The sequence below is a fragment of the Alkalicoccobacillus gibsonii genome, assembly GCF_016798245.1.
In the GTDB taxonomy this organism is placed as follows: domain Bacteria; phylum Bacillota; class Bacilli; order Bacillales; family Bacillaceae_D; genus Alkalicoccobacillus; species Alkalicoccobacillus gibsonii.
In genome coordinates, this window is sequence record NZ_JAEUZA010000002.1 from 794,009 (window position 1) to 817,644 (window position 23,636).

A 23,636-nucleotide genomic window follows, 5' to 3' on the forward strand; every position below is an offset into this window, starting at 1 on the left:
AAACTTTTCGACATTTTTTGCTAGTGTCTTAGAACATGTAAATAAGATGAAAAAACGTGTGAAACCCTTGATATAAAAGAAAGCGTTACCAGAAGTTATTTTGAAAATCGTCAGGAATCCTCAAACTTAGACGATTTTAGCCTTGCTATAGCGTTTGACATTAACATAGTGCACTGATATATTAAAAGCGTGGAAAGACCACATGAATTAAGTTACGAAGGGAATGTGAAGCATGCAAGGAAAAGTAAAATGGTTTAATGCAGAAAAAGGATTTGGTTTCATCGAACGTGAAGATGGGGATGACGTATTCGTACACTTCTCAGCTATCAATGCAGAAGGATTCAAATCTCTTGACGAAGGTCAAGAAGTTGAGTTCGAAATCGTTGAAGGTGCTCGTGGACCTCAAGCTTCTAATGTCGAAAAGCTTTAATTCACATTCCTGGGTTTAGGAAATGAATCATTGCTAAATAACTACAAAACCTGTCTTCGGGCAGGTTTTTTTGTTTTGTGAGTTTTCTAAATTTTTCATAATGTTTATGTGAGCATTTGTTAAGGGTATATGTTAATGTATAGATATAAAGGAGGCGTTCTTAATGAATTATAATATTCGTGGCGAGAACATCGAAGTAACTCCAGCTCTTCGCGACTACGTAGAAAAAAAGGTAGGTAAGCTTGAGCGTTATTTTGACACAACTCCGGTTGCGGATGTCAATGTCAAGCTATCAGTGATTAACAGCCAACAAGCAATTGAAGTAACCATTCCGATGCCACAGCTTTTATTACGTGGTGAAGAAAGTCATTCCGACATGTATGCAGCAATTGACAAGGTCATTGAAAAGCTCGAACGACAAATTCGCAAACATAAAACAAAGGTTAACCGTAAGTTCAGACAGGAAGGCAGTCTGAAATATATGTTTAAGAATGAACTTGAGCCGTTAGAGGGTGAACCACAAGAAGTAGAATCCGATGATGAGCTTGAAGTGGTTCGTACAAAACGCTTTAATCTTAAGCCAATGGATGCTGAAGAGGCTATTTTACAAATGGACATGCTAGGCCATAACTTCTTTGTCTTTTCAAATGCTGAGGGTGGAGACACTAGTGTTGTTTACCGTCGCAAGGATGGAAAGTACGGATTGATTGAGCCAGAAGCCTAAACATAGAATGTAGAGGACGCGAGGAAACTCGTGTCCTTTTTGAGGTTGGCAGCCTACCATCTTGTAAGGCTTCATTTAAACTGATAAAATAGGCTTTAACTGTAGTGTGATTTGCCTTAGATGAAGAAGTAGGCAAAAGGAAGAGAGGACGAGTTCCATGATAGGTCTATTAAAAAAGGTCATTGGTGATCCAAGTCAGAAGCAATTGAAAAAAAACGAACGAATTGTTGATAAAATAGAAGCTCTAGCAGACGATATGAAAAAATTGTCTGATGATGAACTTAAACAAAAGACTGTTACATTTAAGAAACGAATTGAAGACGGTGAAACGCTCGACGAGTTATTAGTTGAGGCATTTGCGGTGGCAAGGGAAGCGGCAGGCCGCGTTATTAATGAATTTCCGTATCGAGTTCAAGTTCTAGGTGCCATTGGTCTTCATCAAGGAAACATCTCTGAAATGAAAACGGGTGAAGGGAAAACGCTCGTTGGAACCATGGCGGTTTATTTAAATGCATTAGCTGGAAAAGGTGTTCATCTTGTAACGGTGAATAACTATCTTGCTCGCCGTGATATGGAAAAGTACGGCCAAATCTTCAACTTCTTAGGACTTGAAGTTGGCTTGAATGAAACAGGACTATCTAAGGAAGAAAAACAAGAAGCCTATGCTGCGGATGTTACGTATAGTACAAATAATGAATTAGGATTTGATTACTTAAGAGATAACATGGTTCTGTTTAAAGAACAAATGGTACAAAGACCATTGTTTTTTGCTTTAGTGGATGAGGTCGATTCCATTTTAGTTGATGAAGCGAGAACACCGCTTATCATTTCAGGTTCGGTTGAAAAATCAACTCAGCTTTATGTACAAGCTAACTCTTTTATCCGTATGTTAAAAGCTGATACAGATTATACACTCGATGAAAAAGCAAAAACGGTTCAATTAACAGAGGATGGCGTCAACAAAGCTGAGCGTGCATTCCGTATTGAAAACCTCTACGACCAAAAGCATGTTCAATTAAACCACCATTTAAATCAATCGTTGAAAGCACACGTCGTGATGCAACGCGATCAGGACTATGTCATAGAAGATGGCGAAGTGGTTATTGTTGACCAATTCACAGGTCGTCTTATGAAGGGGCGTCGCTACAGTGATGGTCTTCACCAAGCGATTGAAGCAAAAGAAGGTATGCAGATTCAGAAAGAAAGCATGACCCTTGCTTCAATTACATTCCAAAACTATTTTAGAATGTATCAAAAGCTCGCGGGAATGACGGGTACTGCCAAAACAGAGGAAGAGGAATTCCGCAATATTTACGGAATGGATGTTATGGTTGTTCCAACAAACCGCCCGATTTCAAGGGATGATAAAGCAGATTTAATTTATAAAACGATGGAAGCAAAATTCCGTGCGGTTGTGTTAAAAATTGAAGAGCTTCATCAAACAGGTCAGCCTGTACTTGTAGGTACGGTTAGTGTTGAGACCTCTGAGCTCGTTTCAAAACATTTAAAGCAACGTCGGATCCCGCACCATGTCTTAAACGCAAAAAACCATGAGCGTGAAGCGGAAATTATTGAAAATGCTGGTCAGAAGGGTGCCGTTACAATCGCTACCAATATGGCTGGACGTGGAACAGACATCAAGCTAGGTGAGGGTGTTCTTGATCTTGGTGGTCTCCATGTACTCGGAACAGAGCGTCATGAAAGTAGACGAATTGATAACCAGCTTCGTGGTCGTGCTGGACGTCAAGGGGATGCAGGTTCTTCTCAATTTTATCTTTCCATGGAAGATGAACTCATGCGTCGCTTTGGATCAGATAACATGAGATCGATGATGGAACGACTCGGAATGGAAGAGGATCAGCCGATTGAAAGTAAAATTGTTTCTAAGGCTGTAGAAACCGCTCAAAAACGTGTAGAAGGAAATAACTTTGACGCACGTAAACAAATTCTTCAGTATGATGATGTCATGCGTGAACAGCGTGAAATTATTTACAAACAGAGACTTGAGCTACTTGAATCAGATAACCTAAGCAAGATCGTTGAAGACATGATGAAATCTGTGGTCGAACGTGTTGTCACGCTTCATACACCAGAAGCAGAAGTTCAAGAAGACTGGGATCTGTCTGCGATTGTCACTTATATGAACACTCAACTTCTAAGTGAAGATGAACTCACAGAGCAAGAACTAAAAGGAAAAGATACGCCAGAGATCATTGAAATTGTACAAGCTAAAGTACTTCAAGCGTATAAAGCGAAGGAAGAACAGTTCACACCTGAAAATATGCGAGAATTTGAGAAGGTTATTTTGCTTCGCACAGTCGATCGTAAATGGATGAACCATATTGACCAAATGGACCAATTACGTCAAGGAATTCACTTACGTGCATATGGTCAAAATGATCCTTTACGAGAATATCGTTTTGAAGGCTTTGAGATGTTTGAAGCGATGATTTCGGCTATTGAAGAAGAAGTGTCGATGTATATTATGAAGGCACAGGTGCAACAAAACCTTGAGCGTCAAAAAGTGGCTGAAGGAAAAGCCGTACAACAGAGCGCCGATGAAGGCGATAAGAAACCAAAGAAACGTCCGATTCAAAAAGGTGAAGTGATTGGAAGGAATGACCCGTGTATTTGCGGGAGCGGGAAAAAATATAAAAATTGCTGCGGCCAAAATCAATAAGATTCAGGTACGGTAATTGTGGGGGTCATACGCAATGGATATGGTAGAAATTAAGCAAGAGCTTGCTTCAATTGAGAAGCGAATTACAAACTTCAGGGGGTCTCTTTGACCTTGATGAGAAGCAAGAACGTATTGCCGAATTAGAGGAAAAGATGACTGACCCGGATTTCTGGAACGACCAGGATACTGCTCAAGGAGTTATTAACGAGTCTAACGGGTTAAAAGAACAAGTAGATACATTCCTTTCAATGGAGTCAACGTATGAGGATCTTGAGGTCTCTTACGAACTTGTGAAGGAAGAGTCTGATAAGGAGCTTGAGGCAGAGCTCGCAAACGGAGTAAGGGAACTCTCTCAAACCATTGATCAATTTGAGTTGCAATTATTACTAAGTGAGCCTTATGACAAAAACAACGCCATTTTGGAGTTACATCCAGGTGCAGGTGGGACAGAGTCTCAGGATTGGGCTTCCATGCTGCTTCGCATGTACACAAGATGGGCAGATCAAAAGGGCTTTAAAGTTGAAACAATGAACTATCTGCCTGGCGACGAGGCGGGTGTAAAAAGTGTGACACTGCTTATTAAAGGCCACAACGCGTATGGGTATTTAAAAGCTGAAAAGGGTGTACACCGCCTTGTCCGCATTTCTCCATTTGATTCATCAGGTCGCAGACATACATCATTTGTTTCATGTGAAGTGATGCCTGAGCTTGATGAAAATGTAGAAATTGAAGTGGCGACGGAAGATCTTAAAGTTGATACGTATCGTGCGAGCGGGGCTGGTGGTCAGCATATTAATACAACCGATTCAGCCGTACGGATCACGCACATTCCTACAAACACAGTAGTAACGTGTCAAAACGAACGTTCACAGATCAAAAACCGTGAACAAGCCATGAAAATGATGAAAGCAAAGCTTTATCAGTTAAAGATTGAAGAACAGCAGCAAGAATTAGCTGAAATTCGTGGAGAGCAAAAAGACATTGGGTGGGGAAGTCAGATCAGGTCGTATGTTTTCCATCCGTACAGCATGGTGAAAGATCACCGTACGAATCATGAGATTGGGAATACGAGCTCAGTAATGGATGGAGATCTTGATCCATTTATTGATGCATATCTTCGTTCATCCCTAGCACTATAAAGCAAAACAGGCTGGGACATAACTCAAAAATAAACAAGAAAATGGCGAATGATTCAATTAGCGAATCATTCGCCATTCGTTTTTTTCTAAACGAGCGGTGGGAGAACCTGAGACTCCTACGGAACAGAACGTGGTAAAGACACTGTAGCGGCGTTTTTTCCGCGGAAGGGGCTGAGGCCGTTCTTGTGGGTGCGAAGGATTCTCCTGTAGCGGTTATTTTGCTGTGTTCGTGTTTTCGTGGGTGATTTTTACTGTTATGTCCCAGTCCTGTTTTTTTTTGCGTTACTCTGCTAACGCGTCACTAAAGCCGCGTTTACATAGGGTTACTGCAGTGCTATACTACATCGGGACTTTTCCTATTACTCATTGTTAAAAGGGGTTTTGTGTATGAATGATTGGCGTCGTATCGTTATTGATTATGTCTATATTTTATCTGGCTCAGCGATTGTAGCTCTTGCATTTAACCTGTTTTTACTGCCAAATCAGATTGCTCCAGGAGGGGTAAGTGGAATCAGTACAATTGTCACCAATTTAACTGGAATTGAGCCAGCTTACATACAATGGTCATTAAATATACCACTTTTTATTGCAGGATTATTGCTACTCGGCGGATTATCTTATGGAATGAAAACATTAGTTGGAACATTGTTTCTTCCATTTGTTGTGTTTCTAACTCGAAATTGGGACGTTGGATTTACCGATCCTCTACTCGGTGCCATTTTTGGTGGAATAGGTGTTGGAGCAGGACTGGGATTAGCATTTAGAGCTAGAGCAAGCACGGGTGGGACCGATCTAGCAGCCCAAATTTTACAAAAGTATACGGGATTAACATCTGGTTTCGCTGTGGCCTTAATAGATGGACTGGTCGTTATTTCTTCAGCCATTGTGTTTGGGCTGGAACTCGCTCTCTACGCGTTAATTTCGCTTTTTGTAACAGGTAAAACGATCGATTTGGTGCAAATGGGACTTGGGTATGCGAAGATCGCTTATATTATCTCTCAGCATGAAGAGAAGGTGACTCAATCGATCCTTCGTGATATTGATCGTGGGGTAACAAAACTTAGTGCACAAGGAGGATATACAAGCGAAGAGAGACCGGTACTAATGTGTGTTGTTAACCAACATGAAGTGACAAAATTGAAAGAAGTGGTCCGGTTAGCAGATCCTAACGCTTTTGTTATTGTTTCAAATGCAACGGAGGTACTGGGTGAGGGGTTTAAAAAACAAATGTAATGCACCATTCGACTTCGAGAGTCTCTAAATATAGTTTATGGATAAGCTTCCAATTGCAGTTAGAATAAATAGGTCTTTAGACTATCAATCCTAGGCGTAGCCTACCTATTTGTCACAAACTGAAATAAAACTGTAATGATATGAACGATTGATGAATGGTATAATGAACAAGCAATACGACAGAAGCTTATAGAAATAGTGTTTTTTCTACAAGATCTTTATGTAATACAGCAAGGAAGTGATTGATTCATGATCGAATTAAAAGATGTATGGAAAGTCTATTCTAATAACGTTAAAGCAATTAATGGAATGACTTTAAAAATAGATAAAGGTGAATTTGTTTACATAGTAGGACCAAGTGGAGCAGGTAAATCAACGTTTATCCGCTTGTTATATAGAGAAGAGAAAGCTACAAAAGGCGAAGTAATGATTGATCAAACCAAGCTTAATAGTATTAAAGAAAGACATGTACCAAAGCTTAGACGTAAGATTGGAGTAATCTTTCAGGACTTTAAACTCCTTCCAACGCTAACTGTCTATGAAAATGTCGCTTTTGCACTCGAAGTGATAGAAGAACCACGCGCCTCAATTAAACGTCGAGTGATGGAAGTGCTCGATATAGTTAAGTTAAAAGGCAAAGCAAAGTTTTTACCAGATGAACTTTCTGGAGGCGAGCAACAGCGTGTTGCCATTGCAAGAGCCATTGTAAATCGACCAGAAGTTTTAATTGCCGATGAGCCTACGGGAAATCTTGACCCTGATACTGCATGGGGCATCATGGACATTTTAGATGATATTAGCCATCGTGGGACTACTATTATTATGGCTACCCACAATAAAAGCATTGTAAACACGTTAAAACGAAGAGTTATTGCCATTGAAAATGGTCGAGTTGTACGTGATGAAGTAAGGGGGAACTACGGTTATGAAATTTAGAACCGTCGGTCGCCATTTGAAAGAAGGAACAAAGAATTTAGGACGTAACGGCTGGATGACCTTTGCCTCAATTAGTGCAGTCACTGTTATGCTCCTAGTAGTAGGAATTTTTCTCTTACTTATTCTTAATATGAATCATATGGCAACACAGGTTGAAGACGACGTTGAAATTAGAGCCTATATAGAGTTAACAGCAAGCGAAGAGCAACAAGATGAACTAAGAGCAAGCATTGAAGATATAACCGATGTGAAAGAAATAGCGTTTCTCGGCAAAGATGAAGGATTAAGTAACTTGATAGATAGTTTAGGAGACGGTGGACAGGCATTTGAATCCGTTCGAGAAGAAAATCCTCTAAACGACATGTTTGTTATAGAAGCTGCTAACCCACAATCAATTGAAACAGTTGCTGCAGAAATTGAAGGATTAAGCAATGTAGAGAGTGTTGCTTATGGACAAGATTTTGTAGATCGATTGCTACAAATTACAGACATCGGTCGTTATATAGGTTTAGGACTTGTCATCGCATTAATGCTGACAGCCATGTTTTTAATAGCTAACACGATTAAATTAACCATTGTGGCGAGACGAAATGAGATTCGGATTATGAAACTAGTAGGGGCAACAAATGGTTTTATCAGATGGCCTTTCTTAGTAGAAGGACTGCTACTTGGTTTAATTGGCTCACTAATCCCAATACTGCTTGTCATTTATGGATATAAGTTTTTATACGATAATTATGGAACACAAATTGAAGGTAATTTCTTTGCTTTACTACCTGTATATCCTTATATGTTACAAATAGCCTTATTATTGCTTGCGGTTGGATTGTTTATCGGAGCATGGGGCAGTGTGATGTCAGTACGTAAATTCCTAAAAGTATAAGCGAAATCGATGCACTAGTAGATGCAGATCACTTAAGGAGGAAACGATTTAATGAAGAAGTTTGGTTACGTGACACTTGCCGCGGTTATGGCACTCGGTTCAATTGGTTTTGGAGGGCTTGGTAATACAGCCTATGCAAATGAAGATTTAAGAAGCAAAATTGCTGATGTTCAAAGCGAACGTGGAGAGAATCAAGAACTTGCTAGACAAAAAGAAGCAGAGGTTGCTGATTTAAAGCAAGAAATGGAAGCACTAAGTAACGAAATTAATAAGCTTGAAAAGGAAGAAGCAGATACTGCTGATAAAATCTCTTCAAAGGAAGATGAGATTGCAGAAGTAGAAGCTCACATCGAAAAGCTTAAAGAAGAAATTAAAGAATTAGAAGAACGTATTGCTGAACGGGATGAATTATTAAAAGACCGTGCGAAAAACATGTATCAATCAGGCGGCGAAGTAAATTACCTAGAAGTCATCTTAGGTGCAAAAGATTTTGGTGATTTGCTTGACCGCATGAACGCGCTTAGCACGATTGCTAATCAAGATAAATCTATTCTTGATGCGCACATTCAGGATCATGAAGATCTAGAAGCTGCTAAAGCGGAAGTAGAAGACGAACTTAGTAAGCTTGAAGGACACCTAGCAGACTTGGAAACGTTGAAAGCTGATCTAGAGAAACAACGTGCTGAAAAAGATAGCAAGCGTGGAGATCTTCAGTCTAAAGAAGAAACGCTTGAAGCTGAACTAGGTGAAATTGAAAACGAAGATGAAATTCTTGCTCAACAAGAAGCGGCGTTTGAAAGTGAATTAGCTGCTTGGGAAGAAGAACAAAAACGTTTAGCTGAAGAGAAGAAACGTCAAGAAGAAGAAGAGAAGAAGCGTCAAGAAGAAGCGGCAAAAGCACAAGCTGAGCAAGCTGCCCCTAAACAAGAATCAACAACACAAAGTAGTTCAAATGCATCTGCAAGCTCAAATAGCAACACAAGTGCAAATAGTAACACGAGTTCTGGATCATCATCTAGCTCAAAATCTTCGCAGCCACAGGTGAAAAATGAGACTACTAGTAGTGAAGCATCACAAAAATCAACGTCTGGTTTTGTAAGACCTACAACTGGTTCGGTAACTTCTACGTATGGTACTCGCTGGGGAAAAATGCACCATGGTATTGATTTCGGTAAGAATGGCCGTACAGGAGATGTACCAATTATCGCAGCGAAGGAAGGAACGGTTTCTTCAGCTGGCTGGATGAATGGCTATGGTAACACAGTCATTATTACTCACGTGGTTGATGGTCGTACAGTTACAACATTATACGGTCACATGGAGCGTATTGATGTAAGTGCTGGTCAAAAAGTATCACAATCTCAACAAATCGGTTTGATGGGTAATACTGGTCAATCCTATGGCGCTCATTTACACTTCGAGGTTCATGAAGGTAACTGGAACGGGGCAAAGTCGAATTCTGTTAATCCGTTAAACTATGTATCTAGATAATAAATAATCGTTAATAAGTAAAACAAGCGTGGGTTACATTTCCTTTTCATCATTTATGGGTGATACACTAGAAATGTGAACCATGCTTGTTTTTTTATTTTTTATTAGGAGCGTTTGATGTGATGAGTAAACGAGTGATTTTTGGATGCATCATTTGGGCAATGTTTGCAATCTGGTTTGGATATGATCAGTCCATTAAACTTCTTTTAAGTTTCTCTATTCTGGTTTTGTTTCCTTTGGTCACTGAGTTAACGTATCGGCAGAAGGATAAACGGGATTGGTTTATAAGGTTGCAACCACTTTTCTCCATAGTAGGAGCTGGAAGTTTATTTATTGGAACAGGAGCTCTCTCAGGAACACTCGCTTTCTGTTGGTTACTCTTCACTTGTTGGGTTGCCTGTATTGGCATTGCTCGTGCCTCGTCTAGAGGATTTGTGCGAATGGAAGAGAACGCTATAGATGCAGCCTATATCTATATGATTTTAGGTGGTTTCTGGCTATTTCTAAGTCAAGCTGGTATAGAAGGTTTGCCATTTTCACCTGTCATTGTATTGTTGACTGCTGTTCATTTTCACTATTCTAGTTTAATCGTTCCGATTGTGGTGGGGTTAGTTGGTCGATTTGCTTTCCGTCACAACGTTCAAATTCGTGGGTATGGTTTATTAGCTGGCCTACTCATGATAGGACCCCTACTTGTTGGAATAGGAATTACGATAGGTGGATTGGCTGATTTCATGTTTGTAGGTATCTATGTTTTTGCGATGTTCTGGCTCGCATTCGAGACGTTTCGTGTGTTAATAAAGGTGCAGGAACATCGATTGGCTCGTACGTTAATACTTACAGCTACACTTATTTCGGTTGCTGCCATGGTCTTATCTGGATTCTATAGTGCAGGTGTTTCAGTGGAGACGACCTTTATCACAATTGATCAGATGGTGCTCTATCATGGTTATGCACAAGCGTTTGGCTACAGCTTTCTGATCTTAATTGGTTGGGCATTCATAAAACCCCGCCCACTATATTCGTTTGGTCAATTTAGACTTAGTCGCCTTCGTGGAAAGAGGAAAGTGGGAGATCATTTTTTACAGGACACACGCATTTTAAATAAAAACGAAACAGTAGATGGATTGGTTGAGTCGTTCACTGCTTTTGAACGAGCCAATTTCTCCCCAATAAAAGTTGATCCATCTATTCGAAAGTTTTATGAGCAAACAAATCATTATGATATGTCCGCTACAACAAGGTGGCATGGAATCTATTATCCTCTATCAAGGCCCTATCATTGGGTTACAGGTAAAATAGGACAGCTTTACTTAAGAGCAGCAACGAAGCATCCAAAACCACAAAGGATGGAAGCTGTTATCTATCCAATCGATGAGACCATTGATGGGAGACATCCAGTTAGAGCATGGATACGGAAAGACTATGAGACAAAGGAAGAAATATTTGTCGCTTTTTATGCGTATTACGCTACTAAAGAAAAAACGTACATGGATATTGCTTTGCCCCTGCCTTATTCCGTTATGACAGGTATTCTTCGTCCTCAGCATGATGAATCAGATGGCCTGATCTTAACAAGCTTTCGTGAGCCTGGTTCGTTAGGCGACGAAGGGGTGTATGTGACGATCGGGAAGTGGACGATTAGGGTTCCGATTGAGGAATATTTTCATGTGCGCGCAACCGAAGATCCTGGACGTTTGACTGCTGTACACGAGCTGCATTTTTTAGGATTGCGGTGCTTAACGATTGATTATGAAATTACATGTAAGCTCTCAAAACAGCTTTGACTTCATAGTATTGATTGTCTAAAATGGTAGTAATCGAGTAGCGACATAATGTGTACAGGCAATGCATATGATGATGGCAGGCTTGTTGATGTTTCAATACATGGGAGTGGTGAAGGTGAACAGTAAACGCTTGTTTATTGTTGTAATACTTGTAATGATATTAGGGGCGGGGAGTTATTATCTAACTGGACTATTTATGACAAATGCTTCCCAAAGCAATTCGGATCGCAACGACTCACCAGAAAGCGAAATCGTTGAACTTAATGATGATGAGTTAATGAAAAAGTTTGAAAAAGCCTTGAATACGATTGAGGATCGATATGTGGAAGAAGTTGATCGTCAGGATCTGATTGAAGGGGCAATTTCCGGAATGATTGATGAACTTGGAGATCCATTTTCAGATTATATGGATCAAGAAACAGCCAATGAGTTCGTTGAGTCGCTTGGCTCTGAATTTCAAGGAATTGGTGCTGAGGTAAGCATGATTAATGGGAAGGTTACAATCGTATCCCCTTTCCGTGACTCACCAGCAGAGCAAGCAGGCTTACAAGCGAACGACCGCATCATTGAAATTGATGGTGAAAATATTGAAGGGTTATCCGTAAACGAAGCAGTTCTTAAGATCCGTGGTGAAAAAGGGACTACGGTTCGACTAACGATTGAAAGAGATGGTAGCTCTGAACTTTTAGATGTACCTGTTGAACGTGATACCATTCCAATTGAGACGGTTCGAACGCAAACATTCGAACAAGATGGTCAAACCATTGGACTGCTTGAAATCACGTCCTTCTCTGAAGACACAGCAATTAACTTTAAAGATCAGCTTCAGCAATTAGAACAGGATGGTATGGATGCTCTAATTATTGATGTCCGAGGAAACCCAGGTGGCTACTTAAACGCGGTTGAGCAAATCGGGGATGAACTTATTCCAGATGAAAAAGCCATTGTTCAAACGGAGGATCGGGATGGAGCTCGCACAGGGTATACATCAAAGTTAAAAGAAGCTAAAGACTACCCAATTATTGGTTTAATTGATGAGCGAAGTGCTTCTGCATCTGAAATTTTAGCAGCTGCATTAAAAGAATCAGGCGGATATGACCTCGTAGGGAATACAACCTTTGGTAAAGGAACAGTTCAACAAACGGTTGATTTAGGCGATGGCAGTGATTTAAAACTGACGATGATGAGATGGTTAACGCCAGATGGTAACAGCATTAACCAAGAAGGGGTTACACCAACCATTGAAGTTAGTCAGCCTGAATACTTCTTCTCAACGGCTGTATCTGTTGAAGAAGATGCTCCAATTGTGTTTGATTCACTTGGAGAACAAGTTAAAAATGCTCAATTTATTCTTAAAGGACTGGATTATGATCCAGGTCGAGAAGACGGCTACTTTGATCAACAAACAGTTGATGCAGTTAAGTCTTTCCAAGAAGATGAAGGCATTGAAGCAAATGGAGAAATTAATCAAGAAACGGCTACTGCTCTACAAGAACGCATTGTAGAGGAAATTCGTAAAGCAGAGAATGATTCACAGTTACAAAAAGCGATTGATGTGGCAATTGAACAAACGAACTAAGTAGCTTCCATCGTGAGTAACAGATAAGCACAGGTGAAAGACTGTCCCTATTGGAAAGCTGGGATCATGTTTTCTGTATGCTCCTGAAAGAGGGTGCAGATTCAAGCTTCCAAGGTGGCAGTCTTTTTATAAAATGTGTAGAACATATAAGCTGGGGGAGGGCGTCAATGGAAATCGTTCAAACGATCTTAATCGCATTAGCTAGTTTCTTTGCAAATCCGATCACTTATTTTGGATTGCTACTCGTATACATTATCGCTTCAAAACGTGTAAAAAAAGAACGGTCTTCTTTTCATACAAGGGTTTATCGTCGATTGGCGGATTTTATTGTGCCCTTTTGGCCAGCTTTACTTATAGGTTTATGTTTGTCTGTTCTTTTAATAGGTGTTGGGTTTGTGTTGGAGTGGCAGGCACTAGCGATCATGATGATCATTATGCTTCTACTGATGCTTACATTTCAGATTAGGTGGTTATCCCCATCCTATATTGTTGGACTGACAATGATCGCTCTAGCTGTAACCCCACTTACGGGAGATCATGCGTTTATAGCTGAATACATAGATATCATGCAAGTGGACAAGCTTATACCGTTTTTATCACTATTACTCGGTTTGCTAGTTATTGCTGAGGGAATCCTGATTCAAAAAAATGGAACGGTTTACACTTCGCCTAGATTAGAGAGAGCATCAAGGGGAAAGTGGATTGGTTTTCATCTATCTGAACGAATCTGGTTTCTACCACTTATTGTGTTTATTCCAGATGGCATCATTCCAATGTTTGAGTACTGGCCAGTTCTTCCGGTTGCAGGTTTAGAACTACAGCCATTGCTCATTCCGTTCTTCATTGGATTTAAACAAAAGGTTACGTCTTCACTTCCGGCGAATGCCATTCGTTCTGCAGGAAGACAGGTATTCATTTTAGGAATTGCATTACTTCTCCTATCCATTTCGTCCTTATTCATTGGGTGGATTGCATACATTGTCGCCGGTGCAGCAATCATTGGTAGAGAATATCTATGGCATCTAGCAAGGAATCGTGACAAACAAGGATTACCAATGTATGTTGAACAAAAGGAAGGATGCACAATACTTGGTGTATTGCCTGGAAGTCTAGCTGAAAAATTGGATTTAAAAGTTGGAGAAACGATCGTGAAAGTAAATGGTCGTAAAGTGGTTGATGAGACAAGCTTCTATGAAGCGCTTCAAGCCAATTCTGCTTTTTGTAAATTGGACGTACTTGATTACGATCAAGAGATCCGCTTTGAACAAGGCGCCCTGTATGACAGCGAGCATCATCAGCTTGGCGTATTATTAGTAAAGAAAGATGTATCCTTATCCAACTCAGTTACATAAGCAAGAGGCTTTGAGTGTTACGCTCAAAGTCTTTTTTTATGCTCTGAAACATAATGGCCTCATACACGTATGAAAGGTTAATAGAAAGGAGTTGAAGCGTTGTCTATCATTCTAGAAAATGCTCAATTAGTAGATGTAGAAGCAGGAGTCATTCAAAGAACTAATATTTCAATCAAAGGTGGATTCGTACATGAGATCGCTACGACCATCCAGGAGAATTCTCAGTTTAAACGAATTGACCTGAATGGCCAATATGTTATACCTGGTCTCATTGACATGCATGTACATATTAAAGAAGCCTTTGCACCATTCTTTACAGCATCTGGTGTGACAACTGTTCGAAACACTGGAGGGAATATATTAGAGCTTCAGCCTCTAATTCAAGCAGATAGCTCTGATCCCACTCCAAGAGTTATTTCTGCTGATCGCATCATCGATGGGCCACCTGGCTTATGGGGGGAGACTAGTCCATGGAGTATTAATGTAGATACAGTAGAGTTAGCAAAGAAAGAAGTTAAACGTCAAATTCAAGCCGGTGCTGATTTTATTAAAGTGTATGGACTTTTAAAAAAGGAACTAATTCAAGCCGTTGTAGAAGAAGCAGGGATGTATGGAAAGGAAGTAAGCGCTGATCTGTTGCATTCGCCATCCGTGACGGCATTAGATGCGGCTGCACTTGGCGTAAAATGGTTTGAACATGCTGCAGGGGTTCTTCAAGCTGTATATCCCAATTGGACTATACAGTCCTCAGAGGAACAATGGGAAAACATTGATTGGAATCAGCCAAATGATGAAAACATTCAAAACGTTTGTGATATGCTTTTAACACATGAGGCGATTCTTTGTCCGACACTTGTCTTATACGATCAACAGAAGCAGTCTAGACATAAGTGGGAACCTAGACATGAGGTGATCAAAGGAATATACGACAAGGGCCAGTCATTAATAAACCAGTGGCAACATATCGCTCAATACACAGAAAGCTTAAAAAGAATGGGAATCCAAACAACTCATATTCAGGCAATTGCAAAGGCCTATTCAAGTATGGGAGGACGTGTGGTTGCTGGAACGGACACACCGGCGGGGGTTTGGACATTTCCTGGTATGGCTCTTCATCGCGAACTTGAGTTATTTGTTGAAGCTGGGTTTTCTCCAATTGAGGCCATTCGAGCAGCAACCATTCATGCGGCTAGCGCTCTAAAACGCAAGGATATAGGGGCGATTAAAGTGGGTACTGTGGCAGATATCGTTGTATTAAAAGAAAACCCTCTACTAGATATAAAAGCAACACAGCAAATATCATTCCTAGTAAAGGGAGGGAAAGTATATACCATTCAAGAGTTGTTACAAGCCATACCTAACTTAAAAGAAGTTGAAAAACATTATGAGCAATTCATCGAGACTTTTAAAATGATGACTGATTAGTCATTGAATAAAGAGTCATTAAGCTGATAGTGGGTGACAAGCCTTTGAATTAGCTTCTGTATTCCAGGTTCATTGCGCAAGTTTAATAACATCCCTTGAATAATTGGTAAACGTGGTTGAGTTTTTTGTGATTCTTCTTCAAGCATGTCTATGGATATAAAAAGTTCATCTTTTTTTTCGGAATCTCTAATTACGTTTCGAATTTCATGAAGAGTAGCTGAAACGGAGATCGAATCATCCACTTCAAAAAAGTCGGATAATGCTGCAGCTATTTGCTCCTCTTTCAAAAGGGCATCATCTGGCTTTAAGCCTTCAACAATTGAATCAACTCTCTCCAAAATATAGGGTACAAGTATGCGAATTTCGACAACAGGTGCATGAATTAAAAATTTAGTGTATGAATGAAATAACCCATCAATAATCAGTGTTAAGTCCCATAGGAAAGGCTTAATTTGATGACCGTACATCTCAGTTAAATACGTTTGATGGAACTGAGTCATTTTATAAGTCACACGTTTGAGACTCGACTTCATCTCATCTGTAAGTGGAATAGAAGGATCTTTCATTTGAACGAGAATAAAATCCTTGTGTTGAATAATGAATTCAAATAGGTCAGTAAGTTTTTGGTTGTATTGTTTTCTAGGGGCAAGATCATCATAGTCACTCTTTTGAATACAACTGGTTATTAAATCGGAATAATAGTCAATAATAGCAACAACTAAGGCGTCTTTCGATTTGAAGTGTAAGTAAAAAGCCCCTTTAGAGATTCCACTTTCAGTCGCAATATCTTGAATCGATGTGGATGAAATACTATTTGTTGAAAATAGTTTAATTGCATTTTCAATGATTAGCTTATTTTTCTCAGCCATGTTTTCAACTCCTTTTATGATTTATTCTTGACTTATGACTATCCGGTCAACTAACATAAGGTGAGTAATGACTAGGTGGTCAAATTATATACGCTTAAGTAATTGGAAGTCAAGAAGAGAAAGAGGGGGAAACAGAAAACAATGAAGAAGATTATTGAGTTTTCGTTAAGGAATAAGTTTGCTTTGTGGTTACTGACTATCATGGTTGTAGTAGCCGGTCTTTATTCTGGTTTGAATATGAAAATGGAAACCATCCCAAACATTAATACACCGATCATTACGATCTCAACAACGTATCCAGGTGCTACACCTGAGGAGGTTGTAGATAAGGTGACGCAACCGATAGAACAAAAAGTGGAAGGGTTAAATGGTGTTTCTAATGTCACCTCTAGTTCGTTTCAAAATGCTTCCTCGATCCAAATTGAGTATCGATTTAGTAAGGATATGGATGAAGCACTAACAGAAGTGAAAGACGCGTTAGACGGTGAGGAATTTCCTGATGGCGTTACAGACCCATCCATTTCTAGGTTAAGCTTAACGGCTTTTCCAGTACTGACACTAAGTGCGTCTGGAGAGGATTCTCTTACTGAACTGACTGATTTAATTGAAAATGAAGTAGCACCAACTTTAGAAGGATTAGATGGTGTAGCATCTGTTAGTTTAAGTGGACAGTCCGTAAAAGAAGTTCAACTTCGATTCGACGAGGACGAACTTGCAGCAAACGGGTTAGATGAAGAAACAGTCCTACAAATCATTCAAGGCTCAGATGTAACCTTCCCACTTGGTTTGTATACATTCGGAGATCAAGAACAATCTGTTGTTATTGATGGTGATGTAAACACGATTGAAGATTTAGAATCAATCGCCATTCCAATCAGTCCAGGTGGAGCAGGAGAGCAACAGCCATCTATGGATATGGAATTAGGTGAGGGGGCAGGGATGCCTGCAGCTGGAGAACAAGGTCTACCAGTTGATCTAGAAATCCCAACAATTGCACTTGGGGATCTTGCAGATATAGAGGTTGTAAATGAATCAAGCTCTATTTCTAGAACAAATGGAAAAGATGCAATAGGTATTCAAATTGTCAGTACGGCGGATGCGAATACAGTTGATGTCGTTGATCAAGCACTTGAAGCAGCCGCTGATTTAGAGGAAAAGTATGATGGACTTGAGATTGTTTCAACGCTAGATTTAGGAGAACCAATCAAAGAATCGGTTGAAACAATGATTAGTAAAGCATTGTTCGGTGCATTATTCGCGATGATCATCATTTTGCTGTTTTTACGAAATGTGAAAACAACAATCATCTCAGTCATCTCGATTCCATTATCACTGTTGATTGCGATACTCCTTTTAAATCAAATGGATATTACGTTAAATGTCATGACGCTTGGAGCTATGACCGTGGCTATTGGACGTGTGATAGATGATTCGATCGTTGTAATCGAAAATATATTTAGGCGAATGGGCATGGCAGACGAACCGCTTAAAGGTAAGGCGTTAATTGTTGATGCGACAAAAGAAATGTTTATGCCAATTCTTTCGTCAACTATCGTTACAATCTCTGTTTTCTTGCCACTAGGGTTAGTAGAAGGAATGGTTGGTGAACTCTTTCTTCCATTCGCATTAACCGTTGTCTTTGCGCTACTTGCTTCACTATTAGTAGCTATTACGATTGTGCCTATGATGGCTCATTCAATGTTTAAAAAAGGCTTGAGTAAAAGTAACATGTCACATGAAGAAAAGCCAAGTCGACTTTCCAATGGATATAAGCATGTGTTGAATTGGTCACTGAATCATAAATGGATTACTTCCATTGTGGCTATTGCTCTATTAATTGGAAGTTTGTTCTTAGTCCCTGCAGTTGGAGTTAGCTTCCTACCAGCGGATGAGGAAAAAGCGTTATACATTACCTACAATCCAGAGCCAGGCCAGACTCTAGCTGAAGTAGAAGAGATTGCTGGAGAAGCAGAGACATTTCTTACCGAACGTGAGGGTGTGGAGCTGATTCAATTATCTATAGGTGGAGACAATCCTATGAGCTTTGGTCCATCTAACTCCTCTATTTTCTTTGTGGAGTATGCGGATGATTTCGAAGGATTTGTAGATGAGCAAGAAAAGGTTATGGATGAATTAGCGACAATAACGGAGAAAGGTACTTGGGCAAATCAAGACTTTACTGGGATGTCAGGAGGCTCAAGTGAGCTTGCTGTGCAGGTAAGTGGCCCATCAATTGAAGTCATTGAACCGGTTGTTAAAGAAGTAGAACAACTGTTAACCGAGCAAGAGGATCTTTCGGATGTGGATACAAGTCTATCTGAACAATATGAGCAGTTTAATTTAATTGCTGATGCAGATGAGCTAAGTAAAAATGGGTTAACAGCTGCACAAGTGGGTCTTGCTCTTTCAAATCAGGGACAACGTGAAGTACTCACAACCATCAACGAAGATGGAGCAGAGCTTGATGTGTTTGTTGAATCAGAGGAAGAGTCATTTGAAAATATTGATGAATTACTGGACAAAACCATTCTTACTGCACTAGGAGAAGAAATAGCGATTCGTGATGTGGTTAATGTGGAGGAAGGAACAACTCCAGATACGATCTCAAAACGAAATGGCGATATTTATGCAGACGCATCAGGTAAAATCACAAGTAATGATATTGGGTCAGTTGCGACATCCGTGCAATCTGAACTAGATGAGCTTGAACTACCAACTGGTGTAGACGTATCAATGGGCGGGGTGTCTGCTGATATTGAGGAATCATTTACTCAGCTTGGTCTAGCCATGCTTGCGGCCATTGCGATTGTCTACTTTGTCCTTGTCTTAACATTTGGTGGAGGGTTGGCTCCATTTGCAATCCTATTTTCACTGCCATTTACCGTAATTGGCGCACTTGTCGCCTTACTCATTGCGGGTGAGACAATTAGTGTATCATCTATGATTGGTGCGCTCATGTTAATTGGGATTGTTGTTACAAATGCAATCGTGTTAATTGACCGAGTCATTCACCAAGAAAACGAAGGCTTGTCAACAAGAGAAGCACTTCTTGAAGCAGGATCTACGCGACTACGTCCAATTCTGATGACTGCCATCGCCACAATTGGTGCACTTCTCCCATTAGCCTTTGGATTTGAAGGCGGAGGTTTAATCTCTAAAGGACTTGGAGTGACTGTTATTGGAGGATTAACAAGTTCAACCTTACTCACATTGTTAATTGTTCCATTAGTCTATGAGTTACTGATGAAGATGAAAAAACGAGTTGTAAAAGAATAAGATTCATAAAAAAACGAACCGCCTCACGTAGGCTGGTTCGTTTTTTTATGACATTTATGATTCAATTAATTGCTTAATTCTCATAGCAGTGCGTACTTGCAACGTGAACTCTGGATCCTTTAATGAAGTTTGTAATAATTCCTCACACTTTTCCAAGCGATAAACCACTGTGTTTCGATGAACAAAAAGCTGTTTCGCGGTTTCTGAGATCTGACACTGGCACTCCATATACATAAATAATGTTTGAAGCAACGTTTGATCCTCATCTAAGTGATCCAGCCTTAATTGCTTATATGTCTGATGGTAATAGGCAATCAATTCTTTTTCGGGAATCATCCTAAGTAAGCCACTGATATCAGTTGATTGAAAGAAGTGGATGGACGAAGGTTGTCGCCAGCCACTATGTTGAAACAATGCTTTTTGTGCTTCTTCAAAGCCTTGATGTACAGCAAAAAAGGATGAACAAACGTGACTGACCCCAAAAGAGACCGTCATTTCGTAAAAACGGGATAATCGTAATTGAAGAAGCTCTAAGAAAGACTCACAAAATGCCTGTGTATCATCAATTAAGTCATTCACAGAAAGAAGCAGAATAAGCTGCTCACCTTTTGTAAAGAGGTAACAAGGGACAGCTAATGATTGTAGCTCATTTTCAAGAAAGTCATAGAGCTGATCCATTTCTTTGTGGTGACTTTGATCGCTCCACATGTCATGCAAGGGATCCAACTCTCCTACTGCGCAGATGTATTCTTGTTCGACAGGCAAACCAAACTCACTTGCTCTATTTTCCATTTCCTTTGTACTCGAATAGGTCTGATCAAGAAAGCTTGAAAAGAATTCGTTACGGATTCGACGAGTGGTTTGTTTAATCGCTTCTTCCCGTATCCGTTCAAAGGATAATACATTTACAGCTTGTTCAATGGTGAGTCGACTAACGTGATCTGAGGGTGCAATGGAGTCTCGGATAAATAACAGATCTGGTTGATTTGTATGCTTATGTACGGGATAAACGGTTAGTTCTTGTTTAGTCGCTACATCACAAAAAGAAACTTCCGTTGATTTTGGAAGCAGTAGATATCCGTACTGAGCGAGATCTGTTAAATAAGGCATTGACTTAAGTAAATATTCTTGTCCGGCAATTGGTGTTAAATAAGAGTTTGTTAACGTAACCGGATGTTGGATGAGCCCGCTTAATCGAGCAAGTAATGTATTCAGTCCTTTTCCGTTCATGATTTGCAACGTAAATTGACGATGAGTATCAATGGCGTGACGAAGCTCATTTGTTCGTTTATCTAAAATAATAGATAGCAATTGATTGACTGTATCACCAAGAGACCAGTCTGTTGGAAGTTTAAGAATTGGAAACTCAAGTGTATTTGCATGATCGATGACTCGTTGTGGGAGTGTCTGGATAAAGCGCTCCGTTTTAACAAAAAGCCCTGCACAATGTCTTTTACTCATTTCTTCAATTAAATGAACCATTTCCTCAGGCTTGTCTTTAAAATGATAGCCCGTTGTGACAAGAAGATCGTTTGCTTTTAAGTATGGTAAAATATCTGGCGCATCCATCATTGTGACATGGTTTATGTCGTGGTTGAGTCCGGATTCGCCTGCAAGAACGGAAAGCTGAGTAAATGGTTCGCGTGTAAGGATGGTTTGTAGCTTCATCTCTCTCTCCCAATGAACATATTTTTCATCATCGTAGCATAGTCAGATTCGTTCTGGAAGAAATGACTGTTTGTTTTAAATATTTAGTTAGAATCACCAATGACAGAAGGGACTTGGTTTCGTAGACTAATGGAAATCAAAGCAGAAAGGTACGATGTCAGTGAGCAAACAAACACTTGATCAGCTTAATCACTGTTCACCTGAAGAATTTGTTGAAACTCTTAAAGGGATCTATGAGCATTCCCCTTGGGTAGCTGAACAAGTAGTAAGCAATCGACCTTTTCAATCGTTTCAATCTCTGTATGAAACGATGCAGCTAGAAGTCCGTCAAAGAGATCAAGATACCAAAATAAAGCTACTGTGTGCACACCCGAATCTTGGAGAAAAGATTCAGATGACTGATTCGTCAAAGGCAGAGCAAAGTCAAGCTGGTCTTACTGAATTAACAGAAGAAGAATATAAACGTTTTAACCAGCTAAATAAACGATATATGGAGACATTTCCATTCCCATTTATCCTAGCTGTAAAAGGAAAACATAAGCAGGAAATCTATAATGAAATGGAAAGCCGGATCCATCACTCAGCTGAAACAGAGTTTGCGACAGCTTTAGCTGAGGTAGACAAAATTGCTTTATTTCGTCTGAAGGAGATTATCCAAGAGTAAATAAAAAAGGTTGGAAGATAATCTGATAAGGACACCCGAAAAATAGAGATCAGTGCTACGATCAATGTACTTTATCGTGGGTGTGGAACTAGGAGGAGTAACATGTACGATGTCGTCATACGGAATGCAAAAGTTGTTTTGGAAACAGGGATCATAGAAAGTGAAATCGGCATTAAAGATGGAGTCATTGCTGAGCTTTCCGAGCACATCTCAGAACAAGGTGTAAAGGAATTTGATGCAAAGGGTCAGTACGTGTTTCCAGGAGCAGTTGATGTACACGTTCATTTAAATGAACCGGGCCGTGCGTTCTGGGAAGGATTTGAAACAGGATCGAGTATGTTTGCAGCAGGCGGAACCACAACGTTTGTTGATATGCCCTTAAACGGCATTCCCTCTACCATTACAGAAAAAGATTTGTTTAATAAAGCGAAACTAGGCGAAGAAAAATCAATTGTAGATTTTGGTCTCTGGGGAGGACTGGTTCCGGGGAATTTACAAGAACTTGCTGGACTGTCCAAAGCAGGCTGCTTGGGTTTTAAAGCCTTTCTTTCTCCAACTGGAAACAAGGAATTTGAATCGGTCGGGGATAAAGACTTAATTGAAGGAATGGACCGGATTGCGGAGCTTGGTAAGGTGCTTGCCCTTCATGCGGAAAGCGGGCCAATGACAACCTTTTTAACTGAAAAAATGAAGAATGAACATAGATATTCTTACGATGATTACTTAGCATCACGTCCGATTGAAGCAGAAGTTGAAGCAGTAGAACGAGCGATACACTTTGCAAAAATCACAGGCTGTCCTCTTCATTTTGTACACATAAGCAGTGTGGCTGCCGTTTCAAAAATCGAACAGGCAAAAGCACAAGGGATGAACATATCTCTTGAAACATGTCCTCATTATTTACTGTTTTCGCATGAAGCATTAGTTGATAAGAAGAATCTTGCAAAGTGTGCACCACCACTTAGAAAGAAGGAGGATCATCTACATCTTCGTCAGGCAATGAAAGAAGGCAGGATTGACTTTTTAACATCGGATCATTCACCATGCGCGGCCGAGCTAAAAGATGCATCGACCTATTCAATCTTTGATGCATGGGGAGGCATTAATGGCGGAGGAGTCACATTACTTGGTGCCCTTCAGTTTGCTCTTGAGGAGAATATAGACTTTTCTCATGTCGTGAACTGGACGGCAAAACATCCGGCAGAACGGTTTGGACTTAGTCATCAGAAAGGTTCAATTGAGGAAGGGAAAGATGCGGATCTTGTTTTTGTCTCTCTACAGCCACATGAAGTGACCCTTGAAAACATGTATGCGAAACATCCTCTTTCGCTCTACACGAATGAACGATTTGATGCGCGAATTGAAGCGGTTCTTGCATCAGGGGTCAATGTTTTCTCACGAGAGAGTGGACCCATTCAATCAAGAACAGGCAAGTGGTTAACAGCTTAAATGAATTTAAGCTGTTTATTTTCTACTACATTTGACGGAATATTAGTACGA

Annotated in this window: 17 protein-coding genes; 15 read left to right on the forward strand and 2 right to left on the reverse strand. The window is 40.1% G+C overall.

Going from position 1 to position 23,636, the window contains the following annotated elements; genetic code table 11:
- Positions 1-232: 232 nt before the first annotated feature.
- The 12 genes from cspD (at position 233) to JNO66_RS10680 (ending at position 15,659) form a co-directional block, all read left to right on the forward strand.
- Positions 233-430, forward strand: coding sequence for a cold shock domain-containing protein (cspD, locus tag JNO66_RS10625; protein ID WP_203088215.1), 198 nt, complete (start codon positions 233-235; stop codon positions 428-430).
- A 163-nt stretch (positions 431-593) separates the two neighbouring features.
- The gene (hpf, locus tag JNO66_RS10630) at positions 594-1,154 is read left to right on the forward strand and encodes a ribosome hibernation-promoting factor, HPF/YfiA family (RefSeq protein WP_203088216.1); all 561 of its coding nucleotides are present in this window, start codon (positions 594-596) and stop codon (positions 1,152-1,154) included.
- Positions 1,155-1,311: 157 nt separating this feature from the next.
- A complete protein-coding gene (gene secA / locus JNO66_RS10635; protein WP_203088217.1) occupies positions 1,312-3,834 on the forward strand; it encodes a preprotein translocase subunit SecA in 2,523 nt (840 codons plus the stop codon).
- A 34-nt stretch (positions 3,835-3,868) separates the two neighbouring features.
- Positions 3,869-4,973 (forward strand): peptide chain release factor 2 gene (prfB, locus tag JNO66_RS10640; RefSeq protein WP_203088218.1). Its coding sequence is split into 2 segments (ribosomal slippage): positions 3,869-3,940 and positions 3,942-4,973, totalling 1,104 coding nucleotides; the frame shifts between segments, so codons are not numbered across the junction.
- 387 nt (positions 4,974-5,360) lie between these two features.
- Positions 5,361-6,206, forward strand: coding sequence for a YitT family protein (locus JNO66_RS10645; protein WP_203088219.1), 846 nt, complete (start codon positions 5,361-5,363; stop codon positions 6,204-6,206).
- A gap of 249 nt (positions 6,207-6,455) precedes the next feature.
- Entirely contained in the window at positions 6,456-7,142 is a 687-nt protein-coding gene (gene ftsE, locus JNO66_RS10650; protein WP_203088220.1) for a cell division ATP-binding protein FtsE, read from the forward strand.
- Entirely contained in the window at positions 7,132-8,025 is an 894-nt protein-coding gene (gene ftsX, locus JNO66_RS10655) for a permease-like cell division protein FtsX (RefSeq protein WP_203088221.1), read from the forward strand. The genes ftsE and ftsX overlap by 11 nt, the downstream gene beginning before the upstream one ends.
- Positions 8,026-8,076: 51 nt before the next feature.
- On the forward strand, positions 8,077-9,516 hold the full coding sequence (locus JNO66_RS10660) for a murein hydrolase activator EnvC family protein (RefSeq protein ID WP_203088222.1): 1,440 nt from the start codon (positions 8,077-8,079) through the stop codon (positions 9,514-9,516).
- Positions 9,517-9,638: 122 nt separating this feature from the next.
- The gene (locus JNO66_RS10665; RefSeq protein ID WP_203088223.1) at positions 9,639-11,303 is read left to right on the forward strand and encodes a YndJ family protein; all 1,665 of its coding nucleotides are present in this window, start codon (positions 9,639-9,641) and stop codon (positions 11,301-11,303) included.
- 61 nt (positions 11,304-11,364) lie between these two features.
- Positions 11,365-12,882 (forward strand): S41 family peptidase, encoded by a 1,518-nt coding sequence (locus JNO66_RS10670; RefSeq protein ID WP_246483229.1) that lies wholly within the window; start codon positions 11,365-11,367, stop codon positions 12,880-12,882.
- Positions 12,883-13,049: 167 nt separating this feature from the next.
- Positions 13,050-14,234 (forward strand): PDZ domain-containing protein, encoded by a 1,185-nt coding sequence (locus JNO66_RS10675; RefSeq protein WP_203088224.1) that lies wholly within the window; start codon positions 13,050-13,052, stop codon positions 14,232-14,234.
- A 99-nt stretch (positions 14,235-14,333) separates the two neighbouring features.
- Positions 14,334-15,659 carry an amidohydrolase family protein gene (locus JNO66_RS10680; RefSeq protein WP_203088225.1) on the forward strand — a complete coding sequence of 442 codons (1,326 nt, stop codon included), beginning with the start codon at positions 14,334-14,336 and terminating at the stop codon, positions 15,657-15,659.
- On the opposite strand, the gene JNO66_RS10685 is transcribed toward JNO66_RS10680, so the two are convergent.
- The gene (locus JNO66_RS10685; protein ID WP_203088226.1) at positions 15,656-16,528 is read right to left on the reverse strand and encodes a TetR/AcrR family transcriptional regulator; all 873 of its coding nucleotides are present in this window, start codon (positions 16,526-16,528) and stop codon (positions 15,656-15,658) included. The genes JNO66_RS10680 and JNO66_RS10685 overlap by 4 nt on opposite strands.
- A gap of 141 nt (positions 16,529-16,669) precedes the next feature.
- Here JNO66_RS10685 and JNO66_RS10690 point away from each other — a divergent pair, with 141 nt between their 5' ends.
- Complete coding sequence (locus tag JNO66_RS10690) at positions 16,670-19,804, forward strand: efflux RND transporter permease subunit (protein WP_203088227.1); 3,135 nt, start codon at positions 16,670-16,672, stop codon at positions 19,802-19,804.
- A gap of 54 nt (positions 19,805-19,858) precedes the next feature.
- Here the strand turns inward: JNO66_RS10690 and JNO66_RS10695 are convergent, their stop codons facing one another.
- Positions 19,859-21,472: a PucR family transcriptional regulator gene (locus JNO66_RS10695; protein WP_203088228.1), complete on the reverse strand. Its 1,614-nt coding sequence runs from the start codon at positions 21,470-21,472 to the stop codon at positions 19,859-19,861.
- Between the two features lie 160 nt (positions 21,473-21,632).
- On the opposite strand from JNO66_RS10695, the gene uraD reads away from it, so the two are divergent.
- Both uraD and allB read left to right on the forward strand, forming a co-directional pair.
- A complete protein-coding gene (uraD, locus tag JNO66_RS10700; RefSeq protein ID WP_273753246.1) occupies positions 21,633-22,136 on the forward strand; it encodes a 2-oxo-4-hydroxy-4-carboxy-5-ureidoimidazoline decarboxylase in 504 nt (167 codons plus the stop codon).
- A 60-nt stretch (positions 22,137-22,196) separates the two neighbouring features.
- Positions 22,197-23,585, forward strand: coding sequence for an allantoinase AllB (allB, locus tag JNO66_RS10705; RefSeq protein ID WP_273753255.1), 1,389 nt, complete (start codon positions 22,197-22,199; stop codon positions 23,583-23,585).
- Positions 23,586-23,636: the final 51 nt, after the last annotated feature.